General features: G+C 61.6%; 14 protein-coding genes. All 14 read right to left on the reverse strand.

Annotated features, from left to right (window positions below; genetic code table 11):
- Positions 1–16: 16 nt before the first annotated feature.
- The 14 genes from ACIQV9_RS07730 to ACIQV9_RS07795 all read right to left on the reverse strand — a co-directional run bounded on the left by ACIQV9_RS07730 (position 17) and on the right by ACIQV9_RS07795 (position 17,562).
- Positions 17–1,018 (reverse strand): serine/threonine-protein kinase, encoded by a 1,002-nt coding sequence (locus tag ACIQV9_RS07730; protein ID WP_403099848.1) that lies wholly within the window; start codon positions 1,016–1,018, stop codon positions 17–19.
- The gene (locus ACIQV9_RS07735) at positions 1,015–1,743 is read right to left on the reverse strand and encodes a PP2C family serine/threonine-protein phosphatase (RefSeq protein WP_010465258.1); all 729 of its coding nucleotides are present in this window, start codon (positions 1,741–1,743) and stop codon (positions 1,015–1,017) included. Before ACIQV9_RS07735 ends, ACIQV9_RS07730 begins: the two co-directional genes overlap by 4 nt.
- A complete protein-coding gene (gene tssM, locus ACIQV9_RS07740; RefSeq protein WP_403099850.1) occupies positions 1,743–5,282 on the reverse strand; it encodes a type VI secretion system membrane subunit TssM in 3,540 nt (1,179 codons plus the stop codon). Before tssM ends, ACIQV9_RS07735 begins: the two co-directional genes overlap by 1 nt.
- Before the next feature lie 13 nt (positions 5,283–5,295).
- Entirely contained in the window at positions 5,296–6,171 is an 876-nt protein-coding gene (gene icmH, locus ACIQV9_RS07745; protein WP_403099852.1) for a type IVB secretion system protein IcmH/DotU, read from the reverse strand.
- A 5-nt stretch (positions 6,172–6,176) separates the two neighbouring features.
- Positions 6,177–7,508, reverse strand: coding sequence for a type VI secretion system baseplate subunit TssK (tssK, locus tag ACIQV9_RS07750; RefSeq protein WP_403099854.1), 1,332 nt, complete (start codon positions 7,506–7,508; stop codon positions 6,177–6,179).
- 2 nt (positions 7,509–7,510) lie between these two features.
- A complete protein-coding gene (tssJ, locus tag ACIQV9_RS07755) occupies positions 7,511–8,011 on the reverse strand; it encodes a type VI secretion system lipoprotein TssJ (protein ID WP_129439950.1) in 501 nt (166 codons plus the stop codon).
- A 5-nt stretch (positions 8,012–8,016) separates the two neighbouring features.
- The gene (tagH, locus tag ACIQV9_RS07760) at positions 8,017–9,213 is read right to left on the reverse strand and encodes a type VI secretion system-associated FHA domain protein TagH (RefSeq protein ID WP_403099857.1); all 1,197 of its coding nucleotides are present in this window, start codon (positions 9,211–9,213) and stop codon (positions 8,017–8,019) included.
- A 17-nt stretch (positions 9,214–9,230) separates the two neighbouring features.
- Entirely contained in the window at positions 9,231–9,371 is a 141-nt protein-coding gene (locus tag ACIQV9_RS07765) for a hypothetical protein (RefSeq protein WP_007894589.1), read from the reverse strand.
- Positions 9,372–9,701: 330 nt separating this feature from the next.
- A complete protein-coding gene (locus ACIQV9_RS07770; protein WP_403099859.1) occupies positions 9,702–11,219 on the reverse strand; it encodes a sigma-54 interaction domain-containing protein in 1,518 nt (505 codons plus the stop codon).
- A gap of 10 nt (positions 11,220–11,229) precedes the next feature.
- Complete coding sequence (gene tssH, locus ACIQV9_RS07775) at positions 11,230–13,878, reverse strand: type VI secretion system ATPase TssH (RefSeq protein WP_403099861.1); 2,649 nt, start codon at positions 13,876–13,878, stop codon at positions 11,230–11,232.
- Between the two features lie 13 nt (positions 13,879–13,891).
- Entirely contained in the window at positions 13,892–14,899 is a 1,008-nt protein-coding gene (gene tssG, locus ACIQV9_RS07780; RefSeq protein ID WP_401355008.1) for a type VI secretion system baseplate subunit TssG, read from the reverse strand.
- Positions 14,863–16,650, reverse strand: a complete 1,788-nt coding sequence (tssF, locus tag ACIQV9_RS07785) for a type VI secretion system baseplate subunit TssF (protein ID WP_403099863.1) — start codon at positions 16,648–16,650, stop codon at positions 14,863–14,865. Before tssF ends, tssG begins: the two co-directional genes overlap by 37 nt.
- An 89-nt stretch (positions 16,651–16,739) precedes the next feature.
- The gene (locus ACIQV9_RS07790; protein WP_084317734.1) at positions 16,740–16,961 is read right to left on the reverse strand and encodes a hypothetical protein; all 222 of its coding nucleotides are present in this window, start codon (positions 16,959–16,961) and stop codon (positions 16,740–16,742) included.
- Between the two features lie 178 nt (positions 16,962–17,139).
- Positions 17,140–17,562: a hypothetical protein gene (locus tag ACIQV9_RS07795; protein WP_403099866.1), complete on the reverse strand. Its 423-nt coding sequence runs from the start codon at positions 17,560–17,562 to the stop codon at positions 17,140–17,142.
- Positions 17,563–17,567 lie beyond the last annotated feature (5 nt).

Consider the following 17,567-nt stretch of genomic DNA (forward strand, 5'->3'; position numbering starts at 1 on the left):
GTTCGGTAGTCATCCGTTACGCCCGCAGTCGCAGGCGTTGCAGCAAAGACGAAGTGGCGCCCAGGGCGTCACGCAATTGGGCGGCGGTGATGGTGCGCTTGGCCGCATCGAAAGCCAGCGCCGTTCGCAGGGCTGGCCAGCAGTGTTTCGGTAGATTCCGTGGAGCGTGCAGCTCGCGATCGAGCTGCGCGTCGCGGGCCTCGACCGACGACAAGCGGCGGAACGGGTGTTTGCCGCCCGCCAGTTCGTAGAGCACGCAGGCCACGCCGTACACATCGGCACTGGCCGACAGCGGTTGGCCTTCGAGCAGTTCCGCGGCGGCGTAGCCCGGGGTCCAGGCGTTGAAGCGGTCGCGGCTCAGGTGTGGCAGGCCGGGCAAGATGCCCTCTTCGGCCTGGCCGAGGCCGAAGTCGAACAGGCGCACGCCTTCTTCGCTGAGCATCACGTTGCTCGGCTTCATGTCACCGTGCAGCACGCCGCGAGCGTGGGCGTAGGCCAGCGCGTCGAGCAGCGGCAGCGCGATGTCACGCAGTTCTTTCCACGGCAGGCCCAAGGGGCGCTCGCAAAGTAATTTATCCAGGGTCAGCCCACGCATGAGTTCCATGGTGATGAAGGCGCGCTGGCAGTCGGTGTCCACTTCAAAGGTGTGCGGTCGCAGCACGTTGTCGTGGCGCAGGCGTCGGGTCAGGGCGAACTCGCTGTAGAGCAAGGCGCTGGCGTCCGGCGATTCGGCAAATTCTTCGCTGAGGATTTTCAGCGCGATGTAAGGGTCGGGATCGCCGAACTGTTCGCTCAGCAAGTCCCGTGCGCGGTAAACCGCGCCCATGCCGCCGGCACCGAGCAGGCGCTCGATGCGGTAACGGCCTGCGAGCACGTCGGGCATTTCGCCGATGCTGGCCTTGGTTGGCGCCAGTGCGGGCTCAGCCTTGTGCGATTTGGCAAACGCAAAGTAAGTCAGGTTATTGGCTTCCTCGTCGGTCACCAGCAGGTCGTCGAGCGGCGGCATGAGTTGGGTCATTGTCGGATCACCACGGCGGTCAGGTTGTCCCGGGCCGAGCCACGCAGGGCGCCGTCGAACAGACGCTCCAGCGCAACGTGCGGCGCGGTCAGGCTCAGGGCGTTGCCCAAGGCATCGCTGCTGAGCCCTTGGTACAAACCGTCGCTGCACAACAGAAACGTATCGCCGGGGTAAACCTCGAGTTCGAGCACGTCCAGCGTCAGCACATCGGCGGCCCCGACCGCACGGGTCAGGGCATGGGCCGACGGATGCGCACGGGCGTCTTCGACGCTCATGTTTTGCTCGTCGATCAGTTGCTGTTGCAGCGAATGGTCCTTGGACAGCTGATACAAACGCTGGCCGCGCCACAGGTAGCAACGGCTGTCACCGGCCCAAATGCAGGCCGCGCGATTGCCTTCCACCAGCAGCGCCACGACGGTGCTGCCCATGATGCTGTCATGGCGCCCGGCGGTGACGGTCAACTCCTGGCCCAAGCGGCGATTTAACCAGTGCAGGCACTGGCGAATGCCTTTGAGTCGTTCGTCGAAGTCGTCCTGCACCGGCAATTCCGCCAGGCTGGCGACGATCAACTGGCTGGCGATGTCGCCACCCTGATGACCGCCCATGCCGTCCGCGACCACCCACAGCCCCTGCTGTGGACAGTCGAGGAAGGCATCTTCGTTGCGCGCCCGAACCTTGCCCGGATCGGTACGCGCAGCGCTGCGCCAGGGACTGGCAACCAGCATCAGAGCTGCACCGGCATACGGAAGGTGCGTAGCACGCCCATGTCGAACGGGTTCGGCGTGCGCTGGCTGCTAAGCAGGTAATTGGCGCGCAGGCCACCCACATCAGCTTTCAGCACCAGCACGTCGCGACCGCTCAGGTACTCGGTCTGCATCAGGTCGAACAGACGGAACAGCGACCATGGGCCGGTGTTCTTTTCGATACCGATCGGGCGGCCGGCCATTTTGTCGAGGACCAGGCTGGTGCGACCGTCTTCAGCGTCAGTCGGCCATTTGAACGACACCGGCACGATCGGGCCGTGACGGTATTCGATGGTCTTGTCGCCAAACTTGAACTCGGAACGGCTGACGGCCGGGTCGAGGGTGTACGGCTCCAGCTTGAACTGCACTTGCGGTTCGGCCGGGTTGACCGAGAAGAAGCTCTGGCGAATCACTTGGGCCGCGGCCATCTGGTCGAGGTAGACCTTGGAGATCGGCATGCTGTGACCGTCGATGGTGCGCAGGCGGTAGTTGCCTGGATCGCCACTGACGAATGGACGCATGTAGGTCTCGAAGAAGCGATCGTTGATGCCCTGCGCCTTGAAGAACTCGCGGAAATCGCTGATCGCGACGTCGCTGGTGCTGTGGGCGCTGAACGGGTAACGCTTGTTGATCGCCTTGCCGTAGAAGCTGTACAGCTCGCTCTGATAACGCTGGTTCAGGTACTGGTAGGAATCGTTCAGCACCAGACGCCAGGTGTCTTCGGCCAGCACGTTGAACCACACGCTGACCGGACGCGGCAGACGGTTGGAGGCATTGCGCAAGTTGCTCAGCGCATCACGCTGGCCGCTCATGCGGGTTTTGGCCATTTCGAACGCGGCCTGATCCGGGGAACTGGCACGCGCCAGGCTCGCCAGTTGCAGTTGCAGGTCGTTGAGCGCTGCGAGTGCCGGGGTCAAATCAGCGGCCGGGCCGTTGTTGTCATCCAGCAGACGGTGCAGCGGTTCGAAGCGACGTTGCAGGGATTTCTTCGCGGTGTCCGGCAGGTTTTTCATCGCCGCCATTTCCGAGGCCTGGTCCGCTGCGGCAGACGCCAGTTTACCCAGCTTGCCCAACTTGCCTTTCTGATCCGCCAGTGCGCCAGCGGCATCAGCCGCTTGATCAGCCGGTTCGGCTTCTGCCGGGAACCGGGTGTTCTCGCGCACTTCCACCAGCAGTTGCAGCACTGGGGAGTTGGCGGAAGTCAGGCCCGCCAGTTGCTCGGCGCCCTCGCCCGCATCGTTGATCGGTGGCAGGGCAACCTGGCCGACCGCTTCACTCCAGAAGTTGGCGTAGTCGCGGAAGTACAGTTGCTCCAGTTCGACCATCAGGCGACGCAAGTCCATGCCGCTGATGCCCGAGCCTTCGCCCAGCACCCAGTTGTCACGCAGGATGTCGGTAACCAGCGCAGAGCCCTGAACCGAGAAGTACTGCTGATAACCCTGCTGGGTGTAGAAGCCCGGGATCACGTAATCGGTGCCGACAAACAGCGAAGCCTGCGGGCCGATGTGTTGGCTCAAGCGGTACTCCGGGAGGTTGCGGGCCTGCTCGCGCAGCATCCGGTAAACCACGTTGGCCAGCGACTCGCTGCGCAACACCTGACGCGCCTGGGCCACCAGTTGATCGTTCAGCGGGTAGATAAACGGCTGCTTGAGCAAACGCTCGAAGTGCGTGTTCAAGCCGTTCTGTACCGACGTGTTGCCGGCGTAACGCTGAGACCAGTCAGTGGCGACCCAATCCTTGAGCCACGCAGCATCGCGACGATCTTTCATGTTCAGCATCAGGTACGCACGCAGGCTGTTGAGCAGGCGTTCGCGGTCCTTCATGTTGGCGCGGATCTGCCCTTCCAGCAGGGTCGCGACCTTCGGCAGCAATTGCGCTTCGAGCTCACGCTCGTACGCGTCCTTGACCACCGGGTTGACCTCTTCACCTTGGTACAGGCCGCCACGCTCGTGGTACGACACGTCACCTTTTTTCGGGAAGACTTGAGTCGCCGCGTAGCTGGTGTCGAGGGTCTTGAGCACCGCCATGGAATCATCACGCGCGGTCAGGGCTGAGCGCTGTTGAGTCCAGTTGGTGGCCAGGTTGCGCAGGTTTTCCAGACGCTCGTAGTTGGCCGAGAATCCGCCCGCCCACAGCATGCCGAACAGTGCCAACGCAGCCAGTGCGCCCACGTAAAGCGCACGTTGGCCCCAATGGATGCGGCTGCGTTCGCGCTTGTCCAGACCGGCCAGATCAGCCTCGGGGAAAATCACCCGGCTGAGCAAATGGTGAATGAACCGCGAACGGCCACTGCGCAAGGTCGGCAGCATGCCGGCACTCATGCCCAGACTGGCGCCGATGCCGGCGGTGGTCTGGTCCATTTCCTGGGTCAAATGCGGTGCGCTGGTCAGGTAGAAACCACGCAACTGGCTGACACGCTGGTAGCGGTTACCGGTGAACGCCATGTCGACGAACAGGCACAGGCGCTCGCCGATCTGCCCCAGTTGATGCGGGAAGTCGAGGATGCGGCCACGGCGCTGGGTGTCGCGCTCCTGGTGCATGCGCATGATCACTTGGCTGTTCAGGCGACGCAGCAGCTCTTCGAACTCGGCGCGCAGGACGGCGACGTCGGTGCCGCTCTGCTCTTTGCGGAAGCTGGTGCCGAGCACCTGATCGCTTTCTTCGCGGGTCAGTTGATCGAAGAACTCGTCGAAACCGAGCAGCTTGTCAGCCTTGCTCAGCACCAGATAAACCGGCACATCGACGTGCAATTTCTGATGCACATCCTGCAAGCGAGCACGCACCTGGCGAGCCAACGTGTCGAGGTCCTGCTCGGTGTTGCCCAGCAGCAGTTCAACCGGGATGGTCACCAGCACGCCGTTCAACGGATGGTTGCGGCGACGCTTGCGCAGCAGGTCGAGCAAGGTGCTCCAGGCGCTGCCATCGACTTCGGCATCCGGCTGGGTCAGGTAGCGGCCAGCGGTGTCGATCAGCACACCGTGGTCGGCGAAATACCAGTCGCAATGCCGGGTGCCGAGGGTGTCGCGGGTCAGCTTGCGGTCGATCTTGTTGATCGGAAACTCAAGGCCCGAGAAGTCCAGCAGGCTGGTCTTGCCACTGCCCTGCGGGCCGATCAGCAAGTACCACGGCAAATCGCTGCGCCAACGTTCGCTGCGACCGCGATACAGGCTCGAGGTCTTCAGGGTTTTCAACGCATCCTTGAAGCGTACGCGAAGTTCTTTCTGCTCTTCGTCGATCAGCTCTTCACGGCGGATGCGGTCCTGGCCGTCTTCGGTGTCTTCGACGGCTTTCTTGCGCACGCCAGCGCGCCAGCTGACGAAGACCATGGTCAGGCCCCAGATCAGGAACAGCACACTGATGGTCAGCAAGCGGGAGGTCGAACCTTCCCAGAACTTGTAGTCATCCACCGCCAGCAGCGGCCCGACGAACCACACCAGCAGCGCGACAAACAGCACCACCAGCAAGGTCCAGACCCAGGTCTTGCGCAAGAATGCGCCGACTTTCTTGAAAAACTTTTTCATCACACGTCCCTGTTTACGGCTGCGACTGCGGCTGGACCGCGGCCGGATCTAGCTGCTGGAAAGGTTGCAGAACGGTTTCGCGTTGCTCGCCCAAGACCCAGGCGAAACCCGAATACATCACTACCAGGCACACCACGGTGAACAGCACCACCATCCACGCCGGGACGATGCGCACCAGGCTGCGGCGCTGATCGTTCAAGCCTTCCCAGTGCGGCGACAGTTCGCGTGGCACGTCGCCGCGCAGCTGACGAATCTGGCGATACAAGGCGTCGCGGATGCCTTCGAGTTCGAGCATGCCGCGGGCTTGCACGCGGTACTTGCCTTCGAAACCGAGGGACAGGCACAGGTACATCAGCTCCAGCATCGGCAGGTGCTTGACCGGGTTTTTCGACAGGCGATCCAGCAGCTGGAAGAACTTCTCGCCACCGAAAGTTTCGTTGTGGAAGCTGCTGAGCAGGCTCATTTGCGACCACTCGCTTTCGTTGCCCCACGGCGTGGTGACGACGGCTTCGTCGACCACGGTGCAGAGCACGTAACGCGCGGCCATCACCTGGCTGCTTTCGGCGCCGTTGTGCAGCGCGCGCACTTCAAACAGTTTCAACCCCGCAGTCAGTCGCTCGTTGAGCGCGTACATGTCTTCGCGAGTGTCGCTGTGCTTGAGGCGCACCACTTCCGACAACAGGTCGGAGGCGGCGGCCACCAGCGAATTGAGGCTGATGTTGAACGCTTCGGCCGGGCGCAGGCGCGCGGCATAAATCATCCGTTCTTCAAGCTGTTCGAAACGCGGCGGTGCGGCGAAATCGGTGAGCGGACTCTGCGCCGGGCCGTGGCCCTGGCGGTCGAGCAGGACGGTTTTATCGTCCTGGTTGTGTTCCATGTCCTTGATCATGTCGGTCAGTTCCTGATGGCCCAGAATTTCAGTTCAAGCTCGGCGAATTCGCCGGACACGTGGAACGCGAAGCCGCCGGAGCGCTCGAGTTGTGCCAGGTCTTCGGAACTGAGTTCGAGAATGAAATAGGTTTTGTTGGAGTGGAACGCGATCTGCCGCGGGGCCACCGGTAACGGTTTGACCTTGATGCCCGGCAGATGCAGGTTGACCAGTTGGCGGATGCGCTCCACCGGGCCGACCTTGAGGTGCGCCGGCAAGCGGTGGCGCAGTTCTTCGGAGTCGCAGTTGGCACTGGCGGCGAGCACGAACGACGCCGAGCCCAGCAGTTTGTGGTCGTGCAACGGCGAGACGATGATCCCGTACTGACGCGCTTGCAGCACCAGTTCGATGGCGTGCTGTTCGAGCACCATCGACAGCACCTGACGAATCGCTTCCATCAGTTTGCGGAAACTCGCGCCCTGGTCGCTGTGCTGGTAACGGCTGTCCAGACGCGGGCGTTTGCTGTCGCTGGAGAAGGTCGCCAAGTCGCCGAGCATGGTCAGCAGCGTGCGGTACAACTCTTCCGGGTGAACCTGTTCCAGACCGAGGTAGTGGCGCAGCAGCAGTTCGGTGCGGTTGATCAGTTGCAGCATCATGAAGTCGCCGACTTCCGCGCCACCGACCTTGCCGTTGGAACGGATGCGCTCGGCGATGGTGTCGCCCCGGTGACCGAGCATGCTGATCACTTCTTTCAGGCACGACAGCAAGTAGCTGGAGGCATGCGCCTGAATGTAGGTCGGCACGAAGTCCGGATCGAGGCTGATCACGCCGTCGGGCGTGGTGTCGAGCACTTCGCAGATCTTCAGTTTCACGTAGGCCTGGTCGCTCTGTTGCTCGCCGAGCAACAGTTTGAAGTCCGGGCGGCCGCAGCTGACCTGGCTGGCGGAATCGTCGCCGGCGTTGGAGTCGGCCACTTCCGCTTCATACGCGGTGTAGCGCGCCAGCACGTCGGATTGCTCCGGGCGGCGGGACTCGATGTGGTTGCCGGTGACCAGCGGCAACGCCAGGTAGATCGGCGTGTTGCCGGTGTTCGGCGGCACGTCCAGCGCCAGCGGCTCGGTGTTGCCGCCGAGTTCGAACAGGCTGCCGTCCGGCAGAATCCCCGAGGCCTGGCTGATCACCAGTTTGCCCATGTTGAGGAACTGCAAGTCGATGTCCAGGTTCAGGAAGCCCCAGGTGTAGCTGCCCAGCAACTGGGTGCGGGTCTTCATCTGGTGATCGTAATAGCGGTCGTTATGCTGGAAGTGCTGCGGACGCAGCAGCATGCCTTCCTGCCAAATGACTTTATGGGAATTCATGTTCAGTCATCCGCCTTGGCGAGCGTTTCGTTGCTATTGCGAATACCGGCCTGGTCGAGGGTCAGATCAGCGTTGGTGACTTCCACCGGGGTGACTTGCACCGTGTAGCGCCATTTGGTTTCCGGCAGGTCGCGGTAGGCGGCGAGGATGCCGACGTAGCGGCTGCCCTCCTCCACGCTGAGTTTCATCTCTACGGTTTCACCTGGACGCAGTTCAATTTCTTCGCTGGCCACCAGGTCCGGGGCCAGGGATTCCTTGGCGCGCTCGTACAGGCTGAAGAAGTCAGCGTTCTCGAAGGTCACCGGGTGCTTGAGCTCGAACAGGCGCACGACGATCGGCGACGGACGACCGTTGAGGTCCGGGTTCAGCTGATCGCTGGCGGTCAGCTTCAGGTTGAGTTTGGTGACGTGGGAATACGGCGACAGCGACGAGCAGCCAGCCAGCAGCACCAGGGCCGCGAACGCCGTCAGCGTCTTGAAAAAAGCGGTCGAGCAGCGAGACATGCGCATCATCCTTGGTGGTCGGTGTGAAGGGTGGAAATCAGGCGGATCTGTTCTTCGTAGGCCTGGGCAAAGTCGCGGGCCAACAGACGCTCGCTCCAGTCATCGTCCTGACGCAGGGCCTGGTGATAACGGCCGTAGGCTCTCCAGCGGCTGCCGGACGTGGCCATGATCGGCTTGTTGTCGCGCTCGAAACGCAGGGTCAATTGCTCTGGCGAGAAGTGCTCCAGCGTGCCGCGAACGGCGGCGCGGCTGGCGGTGAGCAAGGCCACTTGGTGCGCCTGCAAATCACGGAACGAGCGAGAGATCGCCTGCTCGGCCGGCAACTGACCCGGTTTGTTCGGCTGCAACAAAATGCCCAGCGCTTCACCGGCATCGACGGCGAATTTCAGCGGGTTCTTGTGGGTGCCTTGCACCGTGGTCTGGGCCAGGCGCAGTTCGTTTTTCAGTTCGCTGCGGGTGCGCAGGCTCTGCTGCAAACCGCCGACGCTTTGCTTGAGCAGGCGTGCAGCGTTCAGCGCCAGCGCTTCGCGGGCGTCGTGGTCGAGGCCTATGAGGTCCACGCCCAGTGCCGCGCCGAAGTGCTCCCAGAAACCTTCGCTCTGACGCTCGACCGCTTTCGGCGGTGGCGCGGGTGTTGGCTCGGCCGGGGCGTTGATCAGCTCCGGCACCATCAGGCTTTCCATATCGATGCGCGCATAGTCGGCGCGCTGACGGGTGTCCTCGATGGTGGTGCTCGGGGAGATCAGCTCGTCGATTTCCGAGTACACGCGCTCTTGCTGATCGAGGGCATTGAGCGGGTCGAGATCGAGAAACGCATCGTCCGGAATGATGCTGCCCGCCGCTTGCGGACGGCCGACTTCCACGTCGAAGGTCGCCGGGTCGCGCACCAGCCGCGCACGGATCTCGAAATCACCCAGCACATACACGCTGCCGTGTTCGATGCGCATCGCTTCGCCCTTGCGCAGGCGCGCGCCGCTTTCACTGTCCTGGATACCGTTGCTGCTGGTATCGGTCAGGAAAAACGTGCCTTCGCGGTAGCTGATCAACGCGTGGTGGTTGGACAGGTGACGCTTGCGGTCGGGAATGATCCAGTCGCAGTCCTCGCCCCGGCCAATCACGCCACCGGCCTGCTTGAAGGTCTTCTGGCACAAATCCGTGGGCACGAACTGCTTGGTGTTCAGCATTTCGAAAACCAGTTCCATGGTGATACTCCTTGCGGTCACTTGCCGCGATTGACCGCCTGCGGATCACCCAATGGGCGATAGGTGTTGTCGTTGTATTTGTAATTGCCGCTACAGCCGCCGAGGCCGCATAGAACGACGAGGGTCAGCAGGACGGCTTGCCAGTGACGAACAGGCATCAGAGGGTCTCCATGGGTAGACAAAGCACAAAGCGCCGACCCGGTTGGGCGGCGCTGTTAGAAGCGGATGAGGTTGATTGGAAGGCTCTATTCCAGGGCCTGCAGCCAATCACCGGGGAAATGGTGATCCCCTGTGGCGAGGGGACTTGTCGGAATGCCGCACCACCCCGTTGGGTCGCGAAGCGGCCCCAAAACCGGCTACCCCGTTTATTCAGGCAGACCGAGTTGGCTGGATTGCAACTGCTGCGCAGCCGAACGGGGATAAATCCCCTCGCCACAGAGACTTCGCTCACCACAGGAATTCCGCTCATCTCGGGGAGTTTTTTTGGGTTAACCATCGAAATCACCCAAATTGATATTCAGGCGCCCGAGGCGATACAGCAGCGTGCGGCGTGGCAGGCCGAGTTCGCGGGCGGCGAGGGTCTGGTTGCCGTCGTTTTTGCGCAGGCAATCGAGCAGCAGAGTGCGTTCGACCTGCTCCAGGCGTTCGCGCAGGTTCAGGCTGTTGTCTTCCGGCATGGCTTCCATGCGCAGGGAGAAATGCTCAGCCAGCAACTCGCCGCCCTCGCACAGCAGCACCGCGCGTTCGACCAGGCCTTTGAGTTCACGCACATTGCCGGGGAACGCATAACCGGACAGGTGATCCAGCGCCGCATCGGACCAGCGCACCGCATCGCGCTGCAAGAACGAGCACGCCTTGTCGGCGAAATGCCGGGCCAGGTCGAGGATGTCGCCTTCGCGTTGACGCAGGGCCGGTAGCTCGATCGGGAATTGCGCGAGGCGGTAGTACAAGTCCTCGCGGAATTTGCCTTCGCTGACCAGCACCGACAAATCCCGGTGGGTCGCGGCGATGATGCGCACGTCGATCTTGTGGGTGTCGTTGGACCCCAGCGGACGAATCTCGCCTTCCTGCAACACGCGCAGCAGCTTGGCTTGCAGGGACAACGGCATGTCGCCAATTTCATCGAGCAGCAAGGTGCCGCCATTGGCCGCATCGAACAGCCCGGCGCGGTCGCGGTCCGCGCCGGTGAATGCGCCTTTGCGGTAGCCGAACAGTTCGCTCTCCAGCAGGTTCTCCGGGAACGCCGCGCAGTTCTGCACGATGAACGCCTGGGAACGGCGCGGACCGCAGTCGTGAATCGCCCGCGCGACCACTTCCTTGCCGGTGCCGGTTTCGCCGCGCAGCAGCACGGTGTATGGGCTGTGCAGGACTTTGCTGATCAGCGAATAGGTCTGGCGCATGGCCTTGCTCTTGCCGATCAGACCGTAACCGCTGGCGCTTGGGACACTGACCTTCATCGGACGTACGTCACCGGTGGGCTGACGCAAACGCTGGAGCAAATGCAGTTGGCCCAGCACGAACGAACCCAGTTGCCCGAGGGAATCGGCGAAGCCTTGCAGGTCGATGTGCCGGCGACTGGCGCACAGCAGCAAGCCTTCGACGGCCTTCTGCTGATTGACCAGCGGCACGCACAGCAGCGACTGCCAAGGCGTGGCCTGCGGCGGCAGGAAACTGGTTTCGTGCAGGCTGCCGCTCAACTCACTGAGGCTCACCACGCGGTTCTGGCACAAGGCGAATTGCAGCAGTTGTTCACCGTTGTAATCCGCCGGCAGGCTCGCCGCTTCCCGGGGTTGCAGGATGCCGTTGAGGCACTCGGCGTTCATCCCCAGGCACGTGTGAGTTGCGTCCAGCAAATACAGCTGAGTCAATTCGCAACCACTGAGCTCGGCCAACCCACGCACGAAGTCACCCAGCAGCGCAGCACCGTCCGCCGCGCGCGACAGGCTGGCGAATTGCGCCAGCAAGGCTTCGGCATAGACCAGCGGTTGCGGCACTTGAGTGAACATCACACCCACCTCAGGCGAACTCGCACGTCACGCTGGCGTTGCCGTCGAGCGTCGCGTGGACACGCTTGAGGCTTTCACCGGTGGCCATCGCGTCGAGCAAGCGGTCGGCTACCAACGGCAGCACGTGCAGGTCGAGCAAATGATCGATCAAACGCGCGCCGCTGTCGCTTTGGGTGCAACGCTCGGCCAAGTGATCGACGAGATCCTGGGAGAAAGTGAAATCCAACTGACGACGGTTCAGGCGCTCGCCCAGACGACCGAGTTTGATTTCGATCAGCTCGCGCAGCACCGGGCCGCCGACCGGGTAGTAAGGCACCACGCGCATACGCGCCAGCAGGGCCGGTTTGAAGTGTTTGCTGAGGACCGGGCGAATGGTTTCTTCGAGCACTTCGGCGGTCGGCCGTGCGCCGTTTTCGCAGAGCTCGCTGATGCGATCACTGCCCAGGTTCGAGGTCATCAGAATCAACGTGTTGCGGAAGTCGATCTCGCGCCCTTCGCCGTCGTTGGCCACGCCTTTGTCGAAGATTTGGTAGAACAGGTTGAGCACATCCGGGTCGGCTTTCTCGACCTCATCGAGCAGAACGACCGAGTACGGTTTCTGGCGCACGGCCTCAGTGAGCATGCCACCCTCGCCGTAACCGACGTAGCCCGGTGGCGCACCGATCAGGCGAGACACGGTGTGCTTCTCCTGGAACTCGGACATGTTGATGGTGGTGATGAAACGGTCACCGCCGTACAGCAAGTCGGCCAGGGCCAGCGCGGTTTCGGTCTTGCCGACGCCGCTCGGGCCGACCAGCAGGAACACGCCCACTGGCGCATCCGGTTTGTTCAGGCCGGCAGCGGTGGCGCGCATCGAGCGGTCCAGGGCGTGAACAGCTTGTTCCTGACCACGAATGCGCGTGCGCAGGTCGGTGGCGAAGCTCGCGACCTTGGCGTTGTGCTCGCGGGCCAGTTGCGCCAATGGCACGCCTGTCCAGGCGCTGATTACTTCGGCGACCAGACGCGGGCACACTTCGAAGCTCACCAGACGTTCTTTGACCTGAAGTTCGGTCAGCGCTTTGTGCGTTTCGTTGAGTGCTGTTTCCAACGTTTCGACGCTGTGCGCTTCGTCCACCGGCAGCGTTTCGATCACGGTGCCTTCGGCATCTTCTTCAACCGTGACGATTGGCTCGACAGCAGCCACTTCACGGGCCTTGGCCAGTTGCTGACGCAGGTCCAGCAGGCGTTCGGCCAGTTCTTTCTGTTCGGTCCAGAGGGTTTCCAGCGCGACCATCTCGTCTTCAGCGGCAGCCAGACGATCTTCCAAAGCGTCCAGCGCTTCGTGATCGATCAGCAAACCGGCTTCGGCATCACGGCGCAGGGCCTGACGCTGACGTCCACCTTCAGCCAGTTCGCCACGCAAGCGCTCCAGGCTTTCCGGAGCAGCGGCGAGGCTGATGCGCACACGGGCGCAGGCGGTGTCCAGCACGTCGACGGCTTTGTCCGGCAGCTGACGGCCCGCGAGGTAACGCGCAGACAGTTCGGCCGCCGCAACCACCGCGTCATCGCGCAGGTAGATGCCGTGGCTCTTCTCGTAGACCTGAGCCAAGCCACGGAGGATGGTCACCGCTTCGCTGACGGTCGGTTCGTGCAGTTGCACCGGCTGGAAACGACGGGCCAGGGCCGGGTCTTTTTCGAAGTATTTTTTGTACTCCGCCCACGTGGTGGCGGCGATGGTGCGCAACTCGCCTCGGGCCAGGGCTGGCTTGAGCAGGTTGGCCGCGTCGGAACCGCCGGCATTGCCGCCCGCGCCGATCAGCGTATGCGCTTCGTCGATGAACAGAATGATCGGTTTCGGCGAGGCTTTGACTTCGTCGATCACGCCTTTGAGGCGACGTTCGAATTCACCTTTGACGCTGGCGCCCGCTTGCAGCAAGCCCATGTCCAGCGACAGCAGCTCCACGCCTTTCAGCACTTGCGGCACCTCACCGGCGGCGATGCGCGAGGCCAGGCCTTCGACGATGGCGGTTTTACCGACGCCGGCCTCACCGACCACGATCGGGTTGTTTTTGCGGCGACGGGCGAGGATGTCGACCATCTGGCGGATCGCGCCATCGCGGCACAGCACCGGGTCGAGTTTGCCGTCGCGGGCCTGTTGCGTCAGGTTATGCGTGAAGCGCTCCAGCAGCGATTCACCCGGTACCGCCGGTTTGCCGGTGGCCGGTTGCTCTTTTTGCGACAGGGCGAATTCTTTCAGGCGTTCGATGTTCAGCTTGGCCAGCAACGACTGGTAGCGGCTGCCGGCGTAGCGCATCGGGTTGCGCAGCAGCGCGAGGATCAACGCGGCTTGCTCGACCTGGCTCTGGCCCAGTTCAAGGTTGGCCACCAGCAACGCATCTTGCAGCCACTGCACCAGTTCCGGGGCGAACACCGGGTTGCGCGAGGCGCTGTGTTCGACCCGCGATTGCAACGCGGCGCTCAGTTCGCCGGCATCCACTTCGGCGTCTTGCAGCGCGCGTGCGAGCAGGCCTTGCGGACGCTCCAGCAGGCCGAGCAGCAAGTCTTCGACGAGGATTTTGCTGCCGCCACGGGCGACGCAACGCTCGGCAGAACTTTCCAGATCACGACGGGTTTCGGCGTCCAGCGCCTGGATAAGTTGTTGCAGGTCTACGTTGATCATTGGTCATCTGTCCTTAATGAATTTTGCTGCCCAGGGTCACCACGCCGTCCGCTTTTTCGCGGCCCAGCCAACTGGTCCATCCCAGGCGACAGGCGTTTTGCTCACCGATGCGCAGTTCGCGGATTTCTTCCTGGCGCAACACCAGGCGAATGTCGTAATCAAGCGGGTCACGCAGGGTGAACCGCACCAGCGCGCAGAGCGGCTGGTAGCCGAAACCGATCGGCAGAAATTCGTGGAAGCGTTGCCAGTCGAGCTCGCGGATGTGGATGCGGAATTTGCCGCTGCGGTCGCGCACGTGTTCGCCCAGCACCAGGTCTTCGCCGAGCAGGCTGTTGGCGCGGCCCAAACGATTGCGCTGCTCGTCGAGAATTTCCACGCGGCGCTCGATGCACTGCTCGATGGTCAGTTCGGCATGCTTGAAGTAGTAACGCAGCACCGCTTCGATCAGCGCCGCCGAGTGCGCCCGCAAGCTGAGCAAACCGAGGTACGGCAGCAGGCGTTTCCAGTTCAGTTCCTGGGCCTTGCGGATCTCTTCGCCACCGAGGCCGATCAAGGCAAACAGTTGCGCCGAGAACGGGTCGAGGGCGCCGCTCTCGAAACTGGCGCGGTAGCGGTACTTGCGCCAGATCGGCAGCATCAGCCGTTGCAGGCGATGGTGGAACAGGTCGAGGAAGTTGCGGGTCGGGTTGCCGTCTTCGCTGTCGCCCAGGGCCTGTTCACCGTAGAACGCCGGCAGCGGCGAACCGGAGCCGACCAGGCCGATCAGGTTGAAACGCAGGCGCGCGCGCATGTGCCCGTGCTCGTGGAAAAACTCCACGCGATCGACGTCACTGCCCGGGAAGCCCAGGCTCGGGTTGGCCTGGAATTCGAGCTGGTCGTACAGATCGTCCTGGCTCAGGTGCGGGTGGGCCTCGCGCAGCCGGTCAACCACCAGCAGCACGGCCTGAAACAGCGAGTACTCGCGTATTCCTCGGGTCAGTCCGCTTAGAGAAGCGGCTGAAGGCCCATACGTGGTGTCCATTGGTACACCTCTCCCTGTGTGCTTTTTACCCGCAGCTCGTGGTACGAATTGAGACTGGCGTAAAGCGCGAAAAACTCGTTAAGAACCGAGGCGAAAACGAACAGGTCGCCCTCGCCGATATACCCTTCCGGGTCGATGGTCAGCTCGGTGCGCAACCCGCGAACCGGCAACCCTCGGTGCAACCGGTCGACGTGTTGATGCTTGATCGACTTGAGCCCGCCCAGCAGGCGTTTGCTGACTTTTTCAGCGTGTTGGTCGTAGTAGCGCGGCAGGTCGTAGGTTTCCAGAATCACCTTCAACGCATTGACGTCTGCCAGCGACAGGTAGTTGAGCGACATGTTGCTGATCAGCTTCCAGAGGAAGTCACGGTTCAGCGGCGGCGCATAACTGGGCGTGGCCGGGGTGATGTTGCGGAAACTCAGGAACTCCGGCGTCTCTTCACAGGCTTGGCTGATGTCGCCGAGCTTGAGCTTTTTAGGCAGGTTCTGGTTGGTGCACATCAGCTCGATCGACAGGGTTTCGTGCGCTTCGGTGTGACGGATGCCGAAGCTCAGGTAGGTGTCGAGGCCGTCGTGCAACAGGGACGAACGCTGGCGGATGCTGTAATGCGGACGGCTGTTGGGCACGTCGAAACTCGGGTCGTGCTCGAACGATTCGAACGGCACGTATTCCTGATAACCGAGGCCGCCGGGCTTCCATCCCGTCACGGTTTCCACCGAGAACACGCCGCAGTTTTGCAGATCGAATTCCGCCGGCAGCAGCAGGTATTCGTCTTGCTTGCCGTCGAGGCGGATCGGCAAGGCGTCGTGCTTGAACAGGTTCACGATCGGCGTGCAGTAGAGCTTCACGTTGTCCAGGGTCGGACGCATCCGCATGATGCCGCTCTTGCGAATGTCGAAGCGCAATTCGAGACCGCGCATTTGCTTGAGCGTGTCTTCCGGCAATGCCTTGAGCATGTCCAGACCGTTGACGTCGACGAACAGGAACTTGTCCTGGAAGGCGAAATATTCCTGCAAGTAGCGGTAGCCACGGAAGGTGTTCAGCGGATACGGGATCAACGCCTCTTCTTCGGCAAAACCCACCGGCTGCACGCGGTCGCCGGGCATCTTGAACGCCATCGGCATGCCGTTGACGCCATTGATGGGTTTGCCGGCGCCGTCCAGCGGGATCAGCTCGATGCCTTCCAGATTGCGCAGCAGACTGAGGTAAAGCATCTGGCTGATGTAGCGCTCACCGGCGAAGTGCAGGCGCAGGCGACTCAACTCCAGTTCACCGAGGTGACCGTCAGCGCTCATCTCCAGACGCAGGCTCAACAGCGAACCGTCGCCCTTCACCGAGTAATTCAGCGCGGCCAGATCCAGCGGCAAGACTTCGGTCGGGTAGCAGGTGCGGAAGCGGCAACGCACGTCATCGATCGGCACACTTTCAATCGGCGTGTCGCGTTCGACCATCAACGCAGGCCCCGAACGCTTCAACGGATCGAACTGCAAAATGCTGAACGCCGGCAGCGGCCGCATGTAGTTGGGCCACAGCAGGTGCATCAGGGAATGGCTGAGTTCTGGCAGTTCGTCATCAAGCTTCTGGCGCAGGCGGCCGGTCAGGAAAGCGAAGCCCTCAAGCAACCGCTCCACGTCTGGATCCCGCCCGGCCTGGCCAAGGAAAGGCGCCAATGCCGGGCTACGCTCGGCGAATCGACGACCTAACTGGCGAAGTGCGGTGAGTTCGCTTTGGTAGTAGTGGTTAAAGGACACGGGGTACCTTCCTGGTGGTGGATCTCATGAAAAAACTGTCCTGTAGAGCGCGACTGTCACACCGGCGCAGACGATGCGGGCCAGCATGTTTATGCGGGAGGCACCGAGGAGTAACAGCTGCCCGCGATTTCGATGGCCACCAATGAAATCAGGACCATGAAAGTCAGCGCGCGATGCAGCCATGACTGGCGCAGTCGCCTGCTGATCGCCGTGACAATCAGCAGAAAACTCAAGATCGCGATGCCGCCGAACAGATTGCTGTCGGCGATGAACATCAGATACATGCGCATCTCGTCTGATACGTCGATCATGGGCAAAAGGCTCCATCCTGAGGGTCCAGCTGCGCTGATAACCATTGCGCTCACATTTGACGGCTTGCAGGGCGTAGGAAAAATGGGGGCGGGGACAGTCCCATTTTTTTGAAAAATGAGAAACCATTCAATCCATAGGCGTCCCGCACGCCATCCGCAGAAACTACTACAAACATTTTTAGTGCCTCTCGGAAAACAGAGAAAATTTGCGCATCACCTTAAAAAGAAAAATAGTAACAAACGAAAAAAACACTCCAACAACTAAAACATAGGGGGTATAAGCCAACCACAAAAACATCATTCCAAAACCAGCAAGCCTGCCAAATATCAAACATCCAACGCCATACAAAATCCAGGGAACACCATAAAACGGAATAAAAATTACTGGGGCCCACCGCGCAAGCCGCAAAACTTCCAACTCGGTTTTTTTAGAAATCACACGTAAAGAAAAAACTGCAAACAAAACATATGCGGCGAGACCAAAACCGAGCACGTAGAGAAGAAAGAACTGCTCCACTCCACCTTGCAGGGGTTTGGAAAAATAGAAAGCATCAAGCATCAACAGAATTGGCAACAAAACTGCTGGCGACCAGATTGCCAATTTGA

The organism is Pseudomonas sp. NPDC099000, from assembly GCF_044759925.1.
In the GTDB taxonomy this organism is placed as follows: Bacteria; Pseudomonadota; Gammaproteobacteria; order Pseudomonadales; family Pseudomonadaceae; genus Aquipseudomonas.